Source organism: Gracilibacillus alcaliphilus (genome assembly GCF_016909015.1).
GTDB lineage: Bacteria > Bacillota > Bacilli > Bacillales > Amphibacillaceae > Gracilibacillus > Gracilibacillus alcaliphilus.
Genome location: NZ_JAFBFA010000012.1, coordinates 26,649 through 45,040 on the forward strand (window position 1 = coordinate 26,649; position 18,392 = coordinate 45,040).

Genomic DNA, 18,392 nt, shown 5'->3' on the forward strand with positions numbered 1-18,392 from the left:
GGTGATCACATGCGTTATTTGTCTGTTGATATCGGCGGTACCTTTATCAAATATGGGATTTTGGATGAAACGGAACGAATGATCTTCCAAGATAAAGTAAAAACGAAAACAAATATCGATGATGCTATTCTTCGGCAAGTATCAGGCATTATTGAAGGACAGCTAGCCAGATATCAGGATTTTTCAGGCATTGGAATTAGTACAGCCGGGATTGTAGATAGAGATTCAGGTGTGATTATCTATGCTGGTCCGACTATTCCTAACTATACAGGTACACCCATCAAAGCATATCTTGAAAATAAATTCCATCTGCCTGTTTGTGTGGAGAATGATGTCAATGCCGCATTGTTAGGCGAAATATGGAAAGGCGCTGCAAGAAATAAACTGCATGTGTTTTGTATTACATTAGGAACAGGCATAGGCGGTGCTTATTACCATCAACAGCTGACGGACGGATATCATCTGCAAGGGAATGCCGTAGGGTATATGCTTTTTGATCCTGAGACGCAGATGAACTACGAAGATAGGGCGTCGACTTCTGCATTAAACCGCTTGATAACCACAAGTTTAGGAGAAAATTACACTGCGGAGCAAGTTTTTGCAGAAGCAAAAAGAGGCGATCAAGTGTGTCACTGTATGATTCAATCTTGGGCTAAAGAGGTGGCACGTGGGATAGCACAAATTATCTTAATTAAAGATCCATCTCTGTTTATTATTGGCGGCGGAATCTCTCAGCAGGGAGACTATTTATTAACTATACTCAAACAGCAATTGCAATTATTTCTCCCGCCTGATTTTCTAAAAACGGAGTTAAAATTGGCAGAATTATATAATGATGCTGCTCTCTATGGAGCGATCTTCCCTTTTATTAAACAGGAAGGTGTATAATCTCCAATGGCCTTCAATTTAAGGAGACAGTCTATTCAGATACCTGAAAGACTAGACAGAGGAGGATTTATCCAGCTTCAAAAAGGGTATTGCTTTCTTTCTATGAAAGGATTACCATTAGATTTAGTCTACGTTAAACAAGAAAGCTGGAATGTAAGATGAATAATAATACATTAAAACAAGGTATCTTGATTACCTTCAGTGCCTATTTATTATGGGGAGTGCTCCCTATCTACTGGAAGCTGTTAGATCATCTTCCCGCTAGTGAAGTACTCGCTCACCGGATTATTTGGAGTTTTGTCTTTACCGTCTTCCTGGTACTAATTACCGGCCATTGGCGCGATCTTCTGCAAACATTACATACGCTTCAAAAAGATCGAAAAAAGACAGTTGCTGTTATTACTGCCTCGGTCGTTATTAGTATCAACTGGTTTTTATTTATTTTTTCGGTACAGCATGGACATGTTTTACAAGCAAGCCTGGGTTATTATATCAATCCTTTATTTAGTATTTTGCTGGCTGTTTTCGTCCTCAAAGAGAAGACAACCAAAGGACAAGTACTTTCTTTTATTTTAGCCGGCATAGGTGTCGTTTATTTAACCTTAAGCTATGGCGTATTCCCATGGATATCATTACTGCTTGCTGCTTCCTTTGCCCTGTATGGACTGATTAAGAAAACGATAGATCTCAATGCAATGTACGGGCTGACCATTGAAACACTGGTGGTTACTCCTTTTGCTTTATTATTTCTTATACTGGCTTCATCAAAGGGATCTGTCTCCTTTTCTTCCTTTCTGTCAATGGACAGCCTGTTATTAATTGGCGGTGGAGTGGCAACCGCTATTCCGCTGTTATTGTTTGCCAGTGGTGCCAAAAGAATTCCTTTAGCAATGGTCGGTTTCCTGCAATATGTATCACCAACCATTATGTTTTTCCTTGGAGTTTTCTTATATAATGAGCCCTTTACTATCCATCATATGATTACTTTTTCTTTTATTTGGATTGCATTGATGATCTATATGGCTAGTATCTATTGGAAAAAACCGCAGATCAAAAACCAGAAAGCTATTTCTGAGAATAATCAGTGAGAGAGCACCCAAAGAAACACCTCTTGTCTAATAGGAGACAGGAGGTGTTTTGGTTTAAAGTGCGTGTTCAAAAAGTTCGGTGAAAAGGACTGTCATCGGTTAAGTTCGCAACATCGTGTTGAAACACCGATACTAGCACGTCGTGTGCGTCGAAAGTTCAAGGCGGCGCAGCCTTTGAGCAAACGATCTTGCACGCAGAAAAAGCGACCTTCTTTTTCAAGGAGATGGTCTTGCACGCAGGAAAAGTGGTTTTCTTTTCCAAGGAACGGAACATATGCTTTTAATACGTGAGTAGCGGATTTGCACAGGATGTGTTGACTTCTGCGTTACCCACATGATGTAGGTGATCTTAGTAAAAGTTCTACTACTGCCAACGCAGAAATTCGCCGTGTCATTTTTATCGGACTTTTTGAACATCCTTTTAAACTAACTTATGACCGCAATTACCACAAAAGTTCATTCCCTCGGTCTTGCTGCCACACTGTGGGCAGAAGTTAGGGATCGAACCGGCCTGTTGATTATTTTGCTGATTATTGTTCTGTTGCTGATTGGCCTGCTGGTTATTTTGCTGGGTGTTCTGTTGATTGTTTGGCTGATTTCCTGATTGGTTTTGATTCATGCCCTTCATCATTTCCTGAGCCATATTCATCCCCATCATCATCCCAGCCATATCCGTTGCAGCATTACCGCCTGACGACTTACCAGAAGCAATCGCATCGGTCATTGATACTTCTTTATAGCGATTCATATCGCCAATCATGCCATGAGAAGCAGATTTTGTAATCATATCTTGGATTTCCTTTGGATAGTTAAAGCTCATAATATTAAATCCACAGATCTCCAAGCCATCTTTATTGACCTGCATATCCAAGTCTTCTTTGATTCCATTACCAATTTCAAACGAATTTGCCTGCAGGTTAAACATATCCTTGCCTTCCTTACTGATCCATTTCATTAATAACTGATCAAGAATAGCTGTGATACGTAAACGGACATCTTCTACTAAATAACTGTCCTTCATCCCTGCAATATTTTCAATCAACCCCACATAGTCCTTCACTTTAAACTGGAAGGTACCATTGGCACGTATCGGCATACCGCCCGGAAGCTGCGGGGTGGGAATATTAATAGCATTCTTAGTTCCCCATTTAACCGTAAATTCTTTGGTATTGACGAAGAGCACCTCGACTCGCATACCACTGTTAAAACCAAACTTAAATCCTTTTAGCGTCGATAGAAACGGGATAATCTCAGATTCAATTTCATATTCACCTGATTCGGTGAAAACCCCTTCCACTCGTCCTTGATTATAAAAGATTGCATCCTGGCCAGGACCGATAATTAACTTACTGCCCTTCTTGATCTCACGGTTATTCCATTTCCAAAAAATCATATCATCGCGAAATTGTTCCCACTCTACTACATTGGCTAACTGTCCGCGGAAAAAATTCATCATTTATGTCATCCTTTCGTGTAAGATTTGATTAAAGTACGTGTTCAAAAAGTCCGATAAAAAGGATCGTCATCGGTTAAGTTCACAACATCGTGTTGCAACACCGATACTAGTACGTCTTGTACGTCGGCAGACTAAAATCCTAACGCCCTGTCATAACACCTGCACTAGTACATCCTGTACGTCGAAAAGTCAATGCGGTACAGCTTTGAGTAACAGACTTGCACATGGTGTGTTGGTTTTGAACAACTTCTTAAAAACTGCCCCGACTTCCGGAGTGTGAATGGCCGCCTCGGGTGACACCGCCACCGCCTCCACCGCCTCTTCCTCCAGAACTCTTTTGGATTTTGGATTTGCTGACCGTTTTGCGTATAAACGTATCACTCTTGCTTTTCACTCTTGAACGCTTGGCATCAACATAGGTCTGATGACTAACTGTAACACGGCCGCCCATATTAAAAATCATCGAACCTACGACTACACCACCTATAATAACAGCTACTGCTAACTGAAACCAAGTTTTTAGAAAAATACTTTCTGGATTAATCGCCGGATTAACGCCAAGATATTGATCGGCTTTCTCTAAATAAAGTTTTCCTGCCTCAAAAAAGTTTTCATTCCTTAAATAAGGCGTAATTTGTTCTCTGATTTGATCCAGACGCCCACTGTCTAAATATTCTTCTCCTTTATAAAAACCAGCCAGATAGACTTCACGATTAGCAGAGAAATCAATCGTCAGCATCGCAGCATCACCATGAGATTTATTGTAACCAGGTCCATGATCATCATAAAAATCCTGCGTATACTGCACGACATCCCTACCGCCGAGTTCAGTAGCTGTGACAATTAACAAGGAGATTTCATTTTCCGCACTATACTCCTTTGCCAGCTGGGTCAGTTCTTCCCTTTCTTGTTCTGTAAACAATTCACCATCATCATAAATATACTGTTCCTCTGCCAAAGCAGCCGGCACAACTAAGAAAGAGATAAAGGTAATGATAGATAACACAATCAAATATTTTCTCACAGCCAGCCACCACCTAACATCAGAGCAATCGATTTAAAGATAATAAATGATCCGCCGGCGATACCAGCAAACCATGCGCCTGCCTTGCCATAGCTTAATGGCGGTTTCCCGACAATTTTACCAGTCTGACCGTTCATAGCAAAGGTGTGTTCCTGTTTATCAAAGTCATAATACACCATCCATACGGGTAAAAGTACATAATAACTGTTGCGCTGCTTGGTGTCGATATGTTTTCGATCATATGTAACCGATGAATATCCGCTAATAGTCGAAGCAACATAGGAATCGATAAATTTCGCAACCTTCTCTTTCACTCTGCCAAATAATTCTTGATCAGTATAATTATATTTCTCTGCTAAATAACCTGCCAAATAAGGAGTTTTGAAGTCTTTTAGTTCACCATAATTATAGGGTTCTAACTTATCCATCAATTGATCATCCATTTTCTCTGAGGCATCAACTGGAACCTTTATATAACTGACATCCAGATCACGATGAACCTGATAATAATGTGTTTCACGATACCGGTAATCACCGCGTGTATAGGTTCTTACCTTCGTTCCGGTCGCCTTTACTTCTACATCATTATCTAAATCATACATCCAAAACGGGACATACATACCTGTAATCCCCTTTACTCGGTCTGCGGTCATAAAACCTTTAGGGGTAAGCCGGCCATTTTTACACCATTTCTTAAACGCCTGCATCGCCTCTTCTTTACTAATAGTAAAAGGAATAACCTTTGTCGGCGCTAAATCACCGGATAAACGGTCTGCCAGCACAACCCCTGCACCGCAGAAACTGCAGGAAGTTGCTGTTGTATCTTTGTCTGTAATAACAATTGCACCACAGTTTTCACATTGATATTCTTTAGCCTCTTCTTCTTCAAAACTGTGTGAGATATTGACATCATCATACGTATCAATATGTTCTTCATGTCCGCAGCTTCCACATGACAGATGTCCTGATGCGCTGTCAAAATTCATGTCAGCCCCGCAATTAGGGCATTTGTAATGTACTAACATCTATCCTCACCCCTCTACTTTCTTAGTTCTAGTAAAGCTTCGGCTTCTGCCAGCTGTCTTCTTACTTTATCTTCATATTCTTGCAGCTGCCCCACCATATCTGCTTCTTTTTGTTTAGATTCGGCTTCTTTTTCCATCGCTTGGAGGTAAGCTACTGTTGCACCAAATTCATGATCAATCTGTTGGAAGCTCTTTTGATAAGGTATTAGCGCTTGTTCCAGCTCTTGTTTTTTTTGCTCTAGTTTCTTTATTTGTTCTTTTGCCTGTTGTTGCTGTAAGGCAAACCGCTGTTTCTGTTCAGGCTGATCAGCCCTCTCTTGGTAACGGACAAACTTGTTTACCTGGGCTTGCTGCTCGATAATCTCTTGTTCAGCACGATTGATCTTTATGCGAAAAGTCTCAATCTTTGCCTGTAATTCACGCATCGTTTTCTCCGTATCGACTTTTATGTTCTGTAATTTCTTATTATCTTTTGATATATAGCTCTTCGCCACAGTTTTTGCCCTTTTAAACATACTCACATCTATCGACTCCTTTCAATATATGTATATACGTAATTTTACTAAAAAGGTTTCACATTATGTATAGGTACAGCGTGAACCTAAGCTGTTGAGTGAGGTGTGAACTGCATACCGTTTTTAGAAAAAACTGACGTATCACCAAGACTTTACAGCAAAGGCTGTCGTTTTAATTAAATTGATTTTTCAGATCCTCATTGACGCTGGATCAATGAGGATCGAATCATAGTCTGTTTTTTTGTTGTTGATAATTGAATAAAACCTATCGGGATGTTAGTATCCGTTATTCCTAACCTTGATTGAACTCTCTCCAAGTCTAGAAGTGGCAGCTTACAACCAGCTGCCTCAGGTTAAATTTCGTTTTCATGTGGACATCCTGCTTGGTAATCACCCTATTCTAAGAATAACATAATTCCTTTTCATTGGAATAAGATATCTGCCATTTGCATAATTAATCCATATGAAATACTTCGATTAATTCTTTCGATATAGGGCTGTTATCTGGATTTGTCTCCATAACAGGCTCCATATATTCCCACCACTTCTGATTAATCTCTGTAGCAGGCATTTTGCTCCACTTCTCTTCATCTTCTATTTCCAAATAGCCAAACAAGGTACTTGTTTCTTTGTCCAAGAAAATCGAGTAGTTATGTGCACCATGACGCTTTAATTCTTCGACCATCTCCGGCCAAATTTCTCGATGCCTTTTTTCATATTCCTCATGCATATCTTCGTAAACCTTCATTGTTAAGCCTTTTCTAATCATTTTATCCTCTCCCTTTTTAAGCGTTTTCACATTTAACGATACGAATATTTTTAAAAAAAGTCAAAACATCTCTTTCGTTTATATGGTTATTCAAAATCATCCACCCTTAGTATCAAAGGTGGATGATTCTTCCTTATTCCAAATTGCTTAACTTATAACTGTTGCCATCTTTTTCTACGGTATAAGTCCATGAATAGTCCTGTGTCTCCTGCTCTCCATTCTGATAATAGATGGTGATCGTTTCCTCTGTAGTTATTGTAGCCATATTCGCATCATCTACATCCACCTCATTAATGGAATAGTCGACTATTTCCTGGGTAATCCCTTTTTGATACAGACGATCCACCAAATCTTTTTGCATGGTTTCCAGTTCACTTCCTGCAGCAATATAAGCTTCTACATCACCATAGTCTCCACTATTGATGGCCGTGACAAGGTTCTCAATATAGGAAGATACAGCAGTTTCTGCAGCAGAGGCTGTATTTTCACTGTCTGCCTCTTCTGCATTGGCCTTATCGGACTCTTTTTCTTGTCCGCCTTCCTCTGTGATCACTACTTTCCCGCCTTCATAATCAAACGACTGATAGGAATAATCACTTTCCCATGTGTTCGTCTGCACCCCTGTAACCGTCCATTTGTCATCTGTATATTTCATCGCTAAGCTATAATAATGTTTGTTATAGTCACGCGCTTCTAGTTTATCTGAATCCCATTTCCAGGTATTCGCACTATCTTCCATGACATCCACTACTAAATAAGGTTCTTCCGCTTCAACAATGTTCACCAAATGATCAGCAATACCAAATTTCCTTACATCTAGTATAAAATAGCTGTCAGACCCTGGATTATGTGCATCGGCGATAAGATCAGTCAAATAATCTTGTGTGTCCTGATCAAGGAAAGCTAGTGTTTCTGCATGGTTCGTGCGATAGGCTTCCAAGATCGCATCGTAAAAGGCACGGACTCCAGCAGACAGCTCTTCCATTAGTTTATCTGATACCTCGAAATCAAGCACCATATAAGAAGATGTAATGTCATGTTCTCCAGTTGATACAGTTCCCCACGGCATATTGGCGATCATTTCTACAGTGTTTGTTTGTGATACATCAAGCGGCCCGATCTCTCCTTCTTCCCGCCACAGCGATTCATCTATTTCTTCTCCATTTACCATTATCGTCATCTCATCCAAGACAGGCATATCTTCCAGGTACAGACTCTCATAATCAAAATAGATAGCCACACTGTCATTTTTAGAGTATATATAATATGTATCTTCTGCTTCTAATTGAACTGCCCCATTATTATATACAGCACGGATTGGATATTCACCAGCAACCAAAGGCCCTAATTCGACTGCTTCCTCACTATTTTCAAGGGTTGCTAATTGGCTGTCCTCTACATAAATCTCTGTTTGATTTAAATTAGAATAAACTTCCACATAGATCGGTGCGGTGATTAATTGTGAACAGGTTAAAAATAGAAAACAGCTGCTTGTTTTTAAGTTTACTAGATAATCAGCCAAATAATGTTTGTTGGATCCTTGTTCTTTTAAATGATAGCGAAGTTCTTCTAAGCTTCTTTCATCCTGAATCGTATTCACCAACACCTCTGCATTTTCTATCCCGATCGAATCCTCTGTCCCTTCAAATTGAATGAGGTCACTTACTTTTTTGTAGTCTTTATCTACTACCGCTTGACTAAACGAATCAGCTAATCGCTCTGGTGACCATAAATGATTGACAACAGCAATAGTGATGATGATCAGTGCAGCCACTCCTCCAACCGTATATAACAACCTTTTTTTCTTCTTAGGCAGCGGTTTTTTCTGTGCAGCAGAAACAGGGGCAGCTGTTGGCTGTTCTGTTGATACTTCCTGTTTTGCTTGCCCTTCTTGTTCAAGCAGTTGTTCATTTATTTTTTGTTCCGTTTGTTCTTCAACGGTATGACCACAGCTTTTGCAGAATTTAGCCTGGTCAGGTAATTGCTCCCCGCAATTTTTACAATATTTCATTGTCATCCTCCTCGATATCTCTTTAGAAAACTCGGCAACATTATAATAGGACTATTATAATCAAAAAAACCTATAATTGAAATATGATTCGAGTATAATGACCTAAAAATATCTTTATTATTTCCTGTTATGAATATTTTTGTCTATCCAAACACTGTAACGATTATTTGCCTATCACAACCTCTTATTAGTGCTTTGTTCCTCATTAGGGTATTGGTGCACATAATTCTTTCTTTTCTTACATAATTTTTAGTGCAAATCTTACTCCCCATTGCCTGTGCTCCTCCTATTAGTTATAATGTACCTATTATCTTAAAGAAAAGGAGAAATGATATGATTAATTGTACCCATTGTGGAAAAACACAAGCAGAAGGAAACTTTTGTGAAGCCTGTGGAGCAAAGCTGACCATAGAGACTGAACAGCCGAAGACAGAAGAACCAAATCAAGCCTTGCTCCAACAAGAAGCACCTGCAGCAAATAGTACCAGTAAAGATGGCAAGCCGCTGCTGGACCAAGTACAGACCACCTCAAAACAGTACTGGACTTATGCCACAACAAGGCTGAAACAGCCGAACTGCGCCTTGAAAGATAATGAGCAATCCTTGACTAATGCTATTATCACCGCCATCTTGCTGGCATTTGCGGTCTCATTATTCTTTTTTGGCATCTTACATACTTGGTGGAATGATAATCTTGCTGGTTGGACAGATGGAAAACTGCCATTTTTCTCAACTATGGGCAGATTGTTATTGGTATTTATTCCGTTAATTTTCTCTGGTTTACTTGCCAATTTCATTACGTTTAGAATCGTGAAAGATACGCTTTCACTAAAGCAGCAATTTATCCGTCATTTTGGAACTTTGGTACCAATGACAGCATTATTTGTAGTTATGGCGCTTTTATCCTTACTTGGCATTTTTAAAATGGATATATTTGAAGTCGAAGCAAACCTGTGGGGCTCCTTATTTATTTTTCTATTATTAGGAATTATTATTGTGATTATTCCGCTTATTCATATGTTATATGTCCTAATCAATCAACAACATAAACAAAGCTTCTATGTCGGTATATTGTCTGTCATTATTAATGCCTTGCTTATCGCCATCTTTATGCGGATTTTTATTTCCAATACACTTCAAGAGATGGAAAGACTATTATAGTATACTCTACTTCCGTAAAAAGATGCGCTGCCTAATAAGCAGCGTATCTTTTTTTCAAATAATCTTCACTATTTCTTCCCCTACATCTCTTTATTATCGTTTATAATAGAGACAGAGTTCGGCACTTTTCAATCATCATCCGAATTTCATTTCTCTTCTTTAAAATCATTAAAATAGGGTAAAGTAAGACAAAGGAAGACTTCCGTTGGAGAATGGTTCCTTCACTCTTCGATTTATGGACCGGCTATACTGTAAAAATCATGGCTCTTTATTTAATACATATACAAAGGAGGACTTCATATGTTATTTGAAGACCCGGCATATGCCAGTCAGCTGCTTACGTTATTGACCTTATCTTTTCACATTATTTATGCCACAATAGGTGTCGGTCTTCCATTAATGATTATGATTGCCCAGTGGATCGGGATTCGCAATAATGATCCTCATTACCTGCTGATGGCCCGGCGTTGGGCTAAGGGTTTTGTAGTCACCGTTGCAGTCGGGGTTGTCACCGGAACGGCAATCGGCTTGCAGCTTGCCTTGCTTTGGCCAAGCTTTATGGAATTGGCAGGAAATATTATCGCATTACCTTTATTTATGGAGGTATTTGCCTTCTTCTTTGAAGCGATATTCTTAGGGATTTACTTGTATACATGGGATCGCTTTGACAATCCGAAAAAGCACTTGCTCTTACTGATCCCAGTTGCTGTTGGAAGCGGGATGTCTGCCTTTTTCATTACCATGGTGAACTCCTTTATGAACAGCCCGGCTGGTTTTGATATAGTGAATGGTGAATTAGTGAACGCTAACCCACTGCTGGCTATGTTTACCGTTTCAATGCCAACTAAGGTAGCCCATGTTTTAGCTACTGGTTATATGACGATCGCCTTTTTACTGGCGGCCATCGCGGCCTATCGTTTAATTAAAGGATCACACAAAGAATACCATACCAAAGCCTTACACATGACCATGAAAATTGGCTTAATCTTTGCCTTAGCTGCGGCAGTTATCGGGGATTTCTCCGGTAAATATCTAGCAGAATATCAACCGGAAAAATTAGCAGCAGCAGAATGGCATTTTGAAACATCATCGGAAGCACCACTTGTGATGTGGGGTATGTTAGACGAGAATAACGAAACGCGATTTGCGCTGGAGATTCCATTTGCCTTAAGCATTCTGGCACATGGCACACCAGGGGCTGAGGTCATTGGATTAGAAGAATTTCCAGCAGAAGAACAACCGCCGCTGGTGATCCATTACTTCTTTGACTTAATGGTAACAATCGGTATGTTTTTACTGTTACTGTCTCTGGTGTATTGGGTGGCAACCTGGCGGAATTGGACATTTATTCAGCGCCCATGGTATCGCTGGCTGATTGTGCTCGGCGGCCCGTTAGCCTTTCTTGGTATTGAGGCAGGCTGGTGGATGGCAGAAGTGGGACGTCAGCCTTGGATATTACGCGGTTTAATGACAATCGAAGAAGCTGCCACAACCAGTGATTATGTCGGTTTAATGTTTATTTTCTTTGCTGTCCTTTATTTTATTCTTGGTGTGGGTACGGTCGTTGTTCTGCGACACATGTTCCGCAAGAACCCTGTCGAAGAAGACTTAGCGAAATATCAAGGGGGTGAGCAGGCATGACACTAGAAATCATTGGTATCTCGGTTTTATGGCTGTTTCTATTCGGTTATATCATTGTTGGATCGATTGATTATGGCGCTGGATTCTTTAATGCCTATAGTATTGTGACACGCAAGGAGCATGTCGTGTCTAAGATTATCCAGCGTTATTTGTCACCAGTATGGGAAGTAACCAATGTTTTCTTTGTCTTCTTTTTCGTTGGTATCATTGGTTTCTTTCCGCAGACAGCCTTTTACTATGGTACAACACTCTTAATACCAGCAAGTATCGCCTTGATTTTATTAGCTATCCGCGGGTCATACTATGCCTTTGAATCTTATGGGAAAAGGGGGCATAAAGGCTATGCAATTATGTACGGCCTGTCCGGGCTGCTGATCCCTGCTTCCCTTTCCGTTGTTTTGACCATATCAGAAGGCGGGTTTATTCATATAGAAAATGGGGCACCTGTCTTGGACTATGTGGCACTGTTCTTTAATCCACTTACTTGGTCAGTCGTTGTCCTGAGTCTGATTGCGGTGTTATATATATCTGCTGTCTTCCTGACATGGTATGCCAACGAAACAGGAGACCAACATGCGACTGACTTGATGCGCAAATATGCCTTAGGCTGGTCCATTCCATTGATTATTGCGGCTTCAGGAATTATTATTGAGCTCCGTTTTCATAATGAAGAACATTATCAACGGATTCTTGACTTCTGGTGGATGTTTGCCATTTCTTTTGTTTTATGGGGATTAACCGTCTGGCTGATCTGGCAGCGACGTCGTTATGGCACAGCCTTTTGGCTGCTTGTCGGACAATTCGCCTTTGCTTTTTTTGGGTACGGTATTTCTCATTATCCATACTTACTTTACCCGCATTTCAGTATTTACGAAGGCTTTACAAATGAAGCAATGGCGATTTCACTGATTGTCGTCTTTATCTTGGGGATGGCATTATTAATCCCATCACTCTACTTGTTATTACGACTATTTCTATTTGACGAAAATTATAAAAAAGGAAAGAAGTGATCGAGATGCTTAATCAATTTCTTATCTTTGTCGCCCCTTTACTCATTTTATGTCTATCGATCGGATTAGCCTTTTTTGTTACGAGAAATGGATAAATGGAAGGGAGAAAAGAATCCCACCCGTACGAGGGTGGGATTTTTGGCGATCATACTTTTAAGAAAAATATTTTTCATTGCGCTATAAATAATAAATAAGTTAGTTTCTTCATAGGTCTTAACCGTTTTTCGCTAAAAACAATGCGTATGGAATAGCCTGTCTTTCCACTAAAGCCTCAAAGGGCCTTGTCCCCGGAAATGCATTAATTTCAATTATGTAAATCTCTCCTTGTTCATTTATCGCTAAATCTAAACCTAATGCATCAATTTTTGGCTTAACTAATCTTTGTGTTTGCTGTGCTACCTGAATAGCTAATTTATCCAATTGTATTTTGATCTCTTTTGCCTTATCTCCATATATGCTATTTAAAAATGGGAGAATATAACTAAAAGATGATCCTACGCTGACATTAACTATTTTGCTGTTCGTCATTCCTACTCCAGCATAATGAAAAAAAACTAGCCATTTGCCATTACCATTACGCCCAACATAGCTTCTAATCACAAATGGGTTGCCCTGAGGCGTTACTGAGTTAATCCCAGGCTGAAGATGGTGATGCTCTAAATCCTTAATTGTGGTTAACAATGCTGGCAATTCTTGCTGACTAATTTTTTTATTTAAACCGGTTGCATTCGTTACTTGAATGTAATCTCCATCCTTCACAAATGTTGTAATACCAAGCCCTTTATGCCCTCTGTTAGGTTTTAGAAATACATATTCATAATGATCTAGCATAACTGTTAAATCATCCATCGATTGATAGGGTACAGTCGGAATAATATGTGATTTGAGCGTGTCATTATTAGAAATGCCCTTCATAAATTCCAATTTATTTTTACCTAATCGATGAGTAGTAAATGGTATACCTTGATTCTCCAATTGACGGTACACTTGTTCATCTTTTCTTAAAGGTATGTCATTATAGACCACATTGGGAAAATAAGTAACATCTTCTACCCAAGTACTATGTTTATATTTTTGTCCATAAATTAATTTATTTTTAAAATCAATTTGATCTGGATTAAAGAAAACAGTCTCTGCACATAACTCTTTCGCAAACATTGCAGCTACATCATCTTTCACCATTGGTTTATTATACTTTCTCAACAAGCCAATTAGCACCAAAGAACTTCACCCCCTAATTATATTTGAAACTTATTATACAGTTACATGGATAATATTTCAATTTACTGATGAGAAAAAAGTAAGTGGCAGCATTACTAACTGCGTCTTTCTCAGTGATCACACTAGTAAAAACGTTGTAAAAATTTATACTTAATTATATATTTTTATGATAATATTCCCAGAAGCAAATACAAGTTCTATCAATCTAGTTACAAGGTACATGGTTACCCAATCATACATGTCTATTGAATTCTGGACTTATTCTAAACACGCACATACCATCGTATATTTTCTCAAAATACATGATAAATAGCTTGTTTATTCTTTACGTGCCCATAAATCCTAACCATGTTTGAACATTAGCTTGTTTTATCATCTCCGCAAAATCTACACTTTTTTATTTGTTACTCTTTTAGGGTCTTAGTGTTACGAATAAAAAGTACATTGATAAAATAAGTCTTTACATAAAACAAAACTATTCTAGCGTTAGCGTCCGTTTTCCCTTACTTAGACTTCTTTGACACCTTACCAAATCAAGAAGCAGGGACTTACGGTCGATTGCACTTGAATAAACAAGTGACTTGCTAATACAATTTCGTTATTGATCTCATTCTGTTATTAGCCATGGCGCATAACTACTCTATCTCAAAAGAAAAAGAACTTCTTTGCTATCAATAGCAGTGCTACCATTGAATCTGCTGATCTTCGAGTTGTTTCATTTTTTGAAAATAGCCATTCTTTTTGCTGATCAATTCTTGATAAGTACCTGTCTCCACTACTTTCCCTTGATCCATCACAATAATCTGATCCATTTTCTCTAAGCCAACTAAACGATGACGAATAATAATAAAAGTAGCAGCTGTTGTTTGTTGATAGAGTTGGTCCATTATTTGTTCCTCAGTAATCGCATCTAAAGAAGAGGTAGGCTCATCCAACAACCATGTTTGAGCTGGATAAATCAATAGGCGAGCTAAGGCAAGCCGTTGTTTCTCTCCACCAGACAAATTAGCGCCATTTTCCTGGACATGATCATTCAGCGATAGATGTTCTAAATGTACTTTGGCTAGAGCTTCACGTATCGTTTCTTCGCCAGCTTCCGGGTTTGCTAGGGCAATATTGTCATGAACAGTACCAAAGAAGAAATGGTTTTGCTGCAAGGAAACATTTAGTTGACGCCAAAGTGATTCTTTGCCCCATGTTTCTATTGGAGTATCATTGACGAGAAGTTGGCCCTTTACAACTGGCAAAAAACCTAGCATTGCCTGCATTAAAGTAGATTTCCCAGAACCGCTAGCCCCAACAATTGCTGTTTTTGACCCCTGCGGTATGTTAAAAGAAACTCCTTCAACTGATGGTAATGCTTGATTAGGATAGCAGAGCGAGACGTTGTCCAAACGATAAGTTAAGGCTTCCGTTGTATCTAATTCCCGTAATGTACCTTTAGGCTCTTGATCACCTTCCCAGACTTGACTCAGTCGTTCAGAGGCTTGTTTACTTTCTTCTAAATAAGCTGGAAAAGCTGCCATCGATGGTATGTCTTCAAAGACAGTTAAAGCAATCATAAATAACATTGCCAACAAAATTCCTGAAAGAGAGCCTGTTGTGACATAGAAACTGACTTGGACCAATACGATCAGGGCTAGCAAGAACGAAAGAAAGATTAGGACTGCCTCTCGAACCGCACGGCGTCGATTTTCTCTCAATTTTTCTTGCTCATATCGCTCCATAACAGTGAATAATTGCTGCTGCTTCGTTTCTGCTTTTTGATAGATCGTCAATTCTTGAAAACCATATAGATAGTCGGTAAATTCTGAGGATAACTCCCCACGCTGCTTTCGAACAGAGCTTGCCAACCTGCCCTGTAACAGTAAGAATATCCAAGGCATGATAAACACAAGTAAGATCATTCCAAAAAAAATCGTAACAGCCGCCCCAAACGAAAAAACCGTTGTAAAGACAATCGTTGTCAGCATCACTGTCACTAAAACAATAGGCGGGTAGAACACCCGCAAGAAGAAATGCTGCAGAGATTCTACATCTCCTACAATTCGAGCCAATACCTCCCCACTGCGATACCGCTGTAACAAGCTAGCCGCCAATGGTTCTATCTTGTCATAGACATAAACACGTAGATTCTTTAGCATGGTAAAGGTACCGCGATGAGAGAAATATCGTTCACCATATCGACTGATAGCAGAGGTTATGCCTAATAGTTTGACCATTGCCACAATTACCATCAACGTATAGATGGGCGGCGCCAATGCCGCTTGCGAGATCAAATAACCACTCGCAGAGAATAATCCTACAGCCGTTAAACCCGCAATAAAGCCAAAAACCACCGATAACAGCACATCTTTTTTTTCTTTCAGCAACATGCGCATTATGATATTTACTTTTTTCATGTTCGACCTCCCCCTTGCTGGGCACGAATCATCTGTTGATAGATTTGGCTTTTTTGTAACAATTGTTGATGAGTTCCTTGTGCCATCAGTCTGCCTTGGTCTAATAACAGAATTTGATCAGCCTCTCGAATCGTGTGCAACCGATGCGCCACCGTAATAATGGTTGCTTGTTTACTCAATAGTTCCATCGATACCTGCAGGATTTGTTCCGTTTGAATATCCAGTCCAGTCGTCGGTTCATCAAAGAAGATAATTGCAGGCCGCTTTAAAAAGGCACGAGCCAAAGTAATACGCTGTTTTTCTCCCCCAGACAAACCTCTGCCTCCCTCACCTATTTCCGTGTCAAGACCATCCGTCAGTTGATAAATCCAATCCCATATTCCTGCCCGTTCAGAAACTGCTTTTATTTCGTGATCCGAATATACCTGTTCAACTCCTAATAAGATATTGTCACGGACCGTACCTGAAATCAGATAAGGCTGCTGCGAGACATAACTGATTTTTTGAAACCATGAAGCCTTTTTCACGTTATATTGCGACACGCCGTCCATTTGATAACTGCCGCTAGTCACAGGTAACAAACCTGCTAACAGGTGTAATAAAGTCGACTTTCCAGATCCTGTCTTACCTATAATAGCGATTTGTTCATTTGGCTGAATAGACAGGCTGATTGGCTCTAAGCGAAAATTTCCCTGTTCATAGCAGAAACTAGCTTGATCCAGACTTAAGACAGGAATTTGGTCTGCAGCAAGCGATGTATTTCCCCATTTCATTGGTGTGGCAGCTTGGCTGAATGTCTCTTCGATACGACTAGCCGCCCCCATACTAGCCCTGCCTGTATGGAAAGCCGAACCCAATTGCTTCAGCTGATTAAATAATTCAGGAGCCAATAATAAAATTAAAAAACCCACCGAAAAGCTAACATTTTCGAAGATAATCATCCGGATTGCGATCTCAAGGGCAACCAAGCCAATGCTGAGCATCGAGATAAATTCCAATGCCAGCGAGTTAGTGAAAGCAATCTGAAGCACCTTCATCGTTGCCTCCCGGAATTGATTACTGCTCTCTGCGATTTTTTCCCGTTGATCTTTGGACCTTCCTAACAATTTTAGAGATGGCAAACCTTGAAGTGTATCTAAAAAAATCCCGGAAAAAGATGCTAACACAGACAGTTGCTCCTTAGATGTATCCTTTGTTTTAAAGCCAATAATAATCATAAAAATCGGAATAAAGGGCGCCGTGATAAGGATAATAAGAGCACTAGCCCAGTGTTCTACAAAAATGACAATAAGCAGAGTAGCAGTGATGACAATCGATTGAATCACTTGTGGGAGATATTGACTAAAATAGGCATCCATTTCGTCCACTGTATCCATAAATAAACTTGCTTTTTCTCCAGATTGGCCCTTATTAGCTTCTGGGATGGGCTGATTTGTAAAATGCCCTAACAATTGCTTCCTCATGTCTAACTTGGCTAATTGCGCCATTTTAATTCCTTGATATGTCACCCCATATTGAAAGATAATCCGCAATAATAAAGCCAGTATTACCATCGCAATAGGCAGCATAATGGCATGAAAAGCTGCCGATTGCAGAAAAATTTGATCAATAATAGAAACAATTAAGAAAGCTTGTACAACAATCGCAACAGCCATCAAAATGGAGCATAGTAACATAACTACCAGCTTCGAGCGAAATGTCGTCATAAAGGCTTTCAGCATAATAAACGCCCTCCTTTGTTACAAATCTTGGCCGTTATTCTCTATTATACAAGCTTATTGTCGATGAATGAACGATGAAAAATAACAGTTTTTCGACGATTTATCAGATGATGCGCCTATATAAAACCTCACTTAAGAAATGCGTGTTCAAAAAATTCGATTAAAAGGACCAAAAAGTTCTAGGCTGCGCAGTTTTAAGTAAATGAGCTTGCACACAAAAAAGCGATTTTCTTTTCCAAGGAACGGAGCGTTTCCCTATTAATATGAGTAGCGGACTTTCACAGAATGTGTTGAATTCTACGTTGCTCACATGATGTGTGTGGGCAATGCAGAAGTTCCCTTATTGCTAACTCCGACATTCGCTGCATTATTCTTATTAGGCTTTTTGAACATCATTTTAACAGGAAATTCTTCCTGGGAAATGTCCCTCTATTATTCTATACCGAAATTGAAAAAGTTA

Annotated in this window: 15 protein-coding genes; 6 read left to right on the forward strand and 9 right to left on the reverse strand. The window is 39.5% G+C overall.

Annotated features, from left to right (window positions below):
* Positions 1–9: 9 nt before the first annotated feature.
* Positions 10–888: an ROK family protein gene (locus JOD18_RS10660; protein WP_204669017.1), complete on the forward strand. Its 879-nt coding sequence runs from the start codon at positions 10–12 to the stop codon at positions 886–888.
* 158 nt (positions 889–1,046) lie between these two features.
* Positions 1,047–1,976 carry an EamA family transporter RarD gene (gene rarD, locus JOD18_RS10665; protein WP_204669018.1) on the forward strand — a complete coding sequence of 310 codons (930 nt, stop codon included), beginning with the start codon at positions 1,047–1,049 and terminating at the stop codon, positions 1,974–1,976.
* A 421-nt stretch (positions 1,977–2,397) separates the two neighbouring features.
* Here the strand turns inward: rarD and JOD18_RS10670 are convergent, their stop codons facing one another.
* The 6 genes from JOD18_RS10670 to JOD18_RS10695 form a co-directional block, all read right to left on the reverse strand.
* Positions 2,398–3,429 (reverse strand): SPFH domain-containing protein, encoded by a 1,032-nt coding sequence (locus JOD18_RS10670; RefSeq protein ID WP_204669077.1) that lies wholly within the window; start codon positions 3,427–3,429, stop codon positions 2,398–2,400.
* 253 nt (positions 3,430–3,682) lie between these two features.
* Positions 3,683–4,456, reverse strand: coding sequence for a TPM domain-containing protein (locus JOD18_RS10675; protein WP_338029523.1), 774 nt, complete (start codon positions 4,454–4,456; stop codon positions 3,683–3,685).
* Entirely contained in the window at positions 4,453–5,481 is a 1,029-nt protein-coding gene (locus JOD18_RS10680; protein WP_204669019.1) for a TFIIB-type zinc ribbon-containing protein, read from the reverse strand. Before JOD18_RS10680 ends, JOD18_RS10675 begins: the two co-directional genes overlap by 4 nt.
* A 14-nt stretch (positions 5,482–5,495) precedes the next feature.
* Positions 5,496–6,002, reverse strand: a complete 507-nt coding sequence (locus tag JOD18_RS10685) for a hypothetical protein (protein ID WP_204669020.1) — start codon at positions 6,000–6,002, stop codon at positions 5,496–5,498.
* Between the two features lie 448 nt (positions 6,003–6,450).
* Entirely contained in the window at positions 6,451–6,765 is a 315-nt protein-coding gene (gene rhaM, locus JOD18_RS10690; protein WP_204669021.1) for an L-rhamnose mutarotase, read from the reverse strand.
* Between the two features lie 133 nt (positions 6,766–6,898).
* Positions 6,899–8,776: a TcaA NTF2-like domain-containing protein gene (locus JOD18_RS10695; RefSeq protein ID WP_204669022.1), complete on the reverse strand. Its 1,878-nt coding sequence runs from the start codon at positions 8,774–8,776 to the stop codon at positions 6,899–6,901.
* Positions 8,777–9,109: 333 nt separating this feature from the next.
* Between JOD18_RS10695 and JOD18_RS10700 the strand changes: the two genes are divergently transcribed.
* The 4 genes from JOD18_RS10700 to cydS all read left to right on the forward strand — a co-directional run bounded on the left by JOD18_RS10700 (position 9,110) and on the right by cydS (position 12,683).
* Complete coding sequence (locus JOD18_RS10700; RefSeq protein ID WP_204669023.1) at positions 9,110–9,937, forward strand: hypothetical protein; 828 nt, start codon at positions 9,110–9,112, stop codon at positions 9,935–9,937.
* A gap of 300 nt (positions 9,938–10,237) precedes the next feature.
* Positions 10,238–11,578 carry a cytochrome ubiquinol oxidase subunit I gene (locus JOD18_RS10705; protein ID WP_204669024.1) on the forward strand — a complete coding sequence of 447 codons (1,341 nt, stop codon included), beginning with the start codon at positions 10,238–10,240 and terminating at the stop codon, positions 11,576–11,578.
* The gene (locus tag JOD18_RS10710) at positions 11,575–12,588 is read left to right on the forward strand and encodes a cytochrome d ubiquinol oxidase subunit II (RefSeq protein ID WP_204669025.1); all 1,014 of its coding nucleotides are present in this window, start codon (positions 11,575–11,577) and stop codon (positions 12,586–12,588) included. Before JOD18_RS10705 ends, JOD18_RS10710 begins: the two co-directional genes overlap by 4 nt.
* A gap of 5 nt (positions 12,589–12,593) precedes the next feature.
* Entirely contained in the window at positions 12,594–12,683 is a 90-nt protein-coding gene (gene cydS / locus JOD18_RS25005; RefSeq protein ID WP_420827798.1) for a cytochrome bd oxidase small subunit CydS family protein, read from the forward strand.
* A 118-nt stretch (positions 12,684–12,801) separates the two neighbouring features.
* On the opposite strand, the gene JOD18_RS10715 is transcribed toward cydS, so the two are convergent.
* The 3 genes from JOD18_RS10715 to cydD all read right to left on the reverse strand — a co-directional run bounded on the left by JOD18_RS10715 (position 12,802) and on the right by cydD (position 17,932).
* On the reverse strand, positions 12,802–13,806 hold the full coding sequence (locus JOD18_RS10715) for a YheC/YheD family protein (RefSeq protein WP_338029529.1): 1,005 nt from the start codon (positions 13,804–13,806) through the stop codon (positions 12,802–12,804).
* Between the two features lie 686 nt (positions 13,807–14,492).
* Positions 14,493–16,211: a thiol reductant ABC exporter subunit CydC gene (cydC, locus tag JOD18_RS10720; protein ID WP_204669027.1), complete on the reverse strand. Its 1,719-nt coding sequence runs from the start codon at positions 16,209–16,211 to the stop codon at positions 14,493–14,495.
* Positions 16,208–17,932 carry a thiol reductant ABC exporter subunit CydD gene (cydD, locus tag JOD18_RS10725; protein WP_204669028.1) on the reverse strand — a complete coding sequence of 575 codons (1,725 nt, stop codon included), beginning with the start codon at positions 17,930–17,932 and terminating at the stop codon, positions 16,208–16,210. Before cydD ends, cydC begins: the two co-directional genes overlap by 4 nt.
* Positions 17,933–18,392 lie beyond the last annotated feature (460 nt).

Bases quoted from the DNA above. Each gene is read 5' to 3' on its own strand.
- JOD18_RS10670 (WP_204669077.1), bottom strand. From the start codon at position 3,429: ATGAATTTTTTCCGCGGACAGTTAGCCAATGTAGTAGAGTGGGAACAA.
- JOD18_RS10705 (WP_204669024.1), top strand. From the start codon at position 10,238: ATGTTATTTGAAGACCCGGCATATGCCAGTCAGCTGCTTACGTTATTG.
- JOD18_RS10710 (WP_204669025.1), top strand. From the start codon at position 11,575: ATGACACTAGAAATCATTGGTATCTCGGTTTTATGGCTGTTTCTATTC.
- cydC (WP_204669027.1), bottom strand. From the start codon at position 16,211: ATGAAAAAAGTAAATATCATAATGCGCATGTTGCTGAAAGAAAAAAAA.
- cydD (WP_204669028.1), bottom strand. From the start codon at position 17,932: ATGCTGAAAGCCTTTATGACGACATTTCGCTCGAAGCTGGTAGTTATG.
- JOD18_RS10660 (WP_204669017.1), top strand. From the start codon at position 10: ATGCGTTATTTGTCTGTTGATATCGGCGGTACCTTTATCAAATATGGG.
- rarD (WP_204669018.1), top strand. From the start codon at position 1,047: ATGAATAATAATACATTAAAACAAGGTATCTTGATTACCTTCAGTGCC.
- JOD18_RS10680 (WP_204669019.1), bottom strand. From the start codon at position 5,481: ATGTTAGTACATTACAAATGCCCTAATTGCGGGGCTGACATGAATTTT.
- rhaM (WP_204669021.1), bottom strand. From the start codon at position 6,765: ATGATTAGAAAAGGCTTAACAATGAAGGTTTACGAAGATATGCATGAG.
- cydS (WP_420827798.1), top strand. From the start codon at position 12,594: ATGCTTAATCAATTTCTTATCTTTGTCGCCCCTTTACTCATTTTATGT.
- JOD18_RS10695 (WP_204669022.1), bottom strand. From the start codon at position 8,776: ATGAAATATTGTAAAAATTGCGGGGAGCAATTACCTGACCAGGCTAAA.
- JOD18_RS10700 (WP_204669023.1), top strand. From the start codon at position 9,110: ATGATTAATTGTACCCATTGTGGAAAAACACAAGCAGAAGGAAACTTT.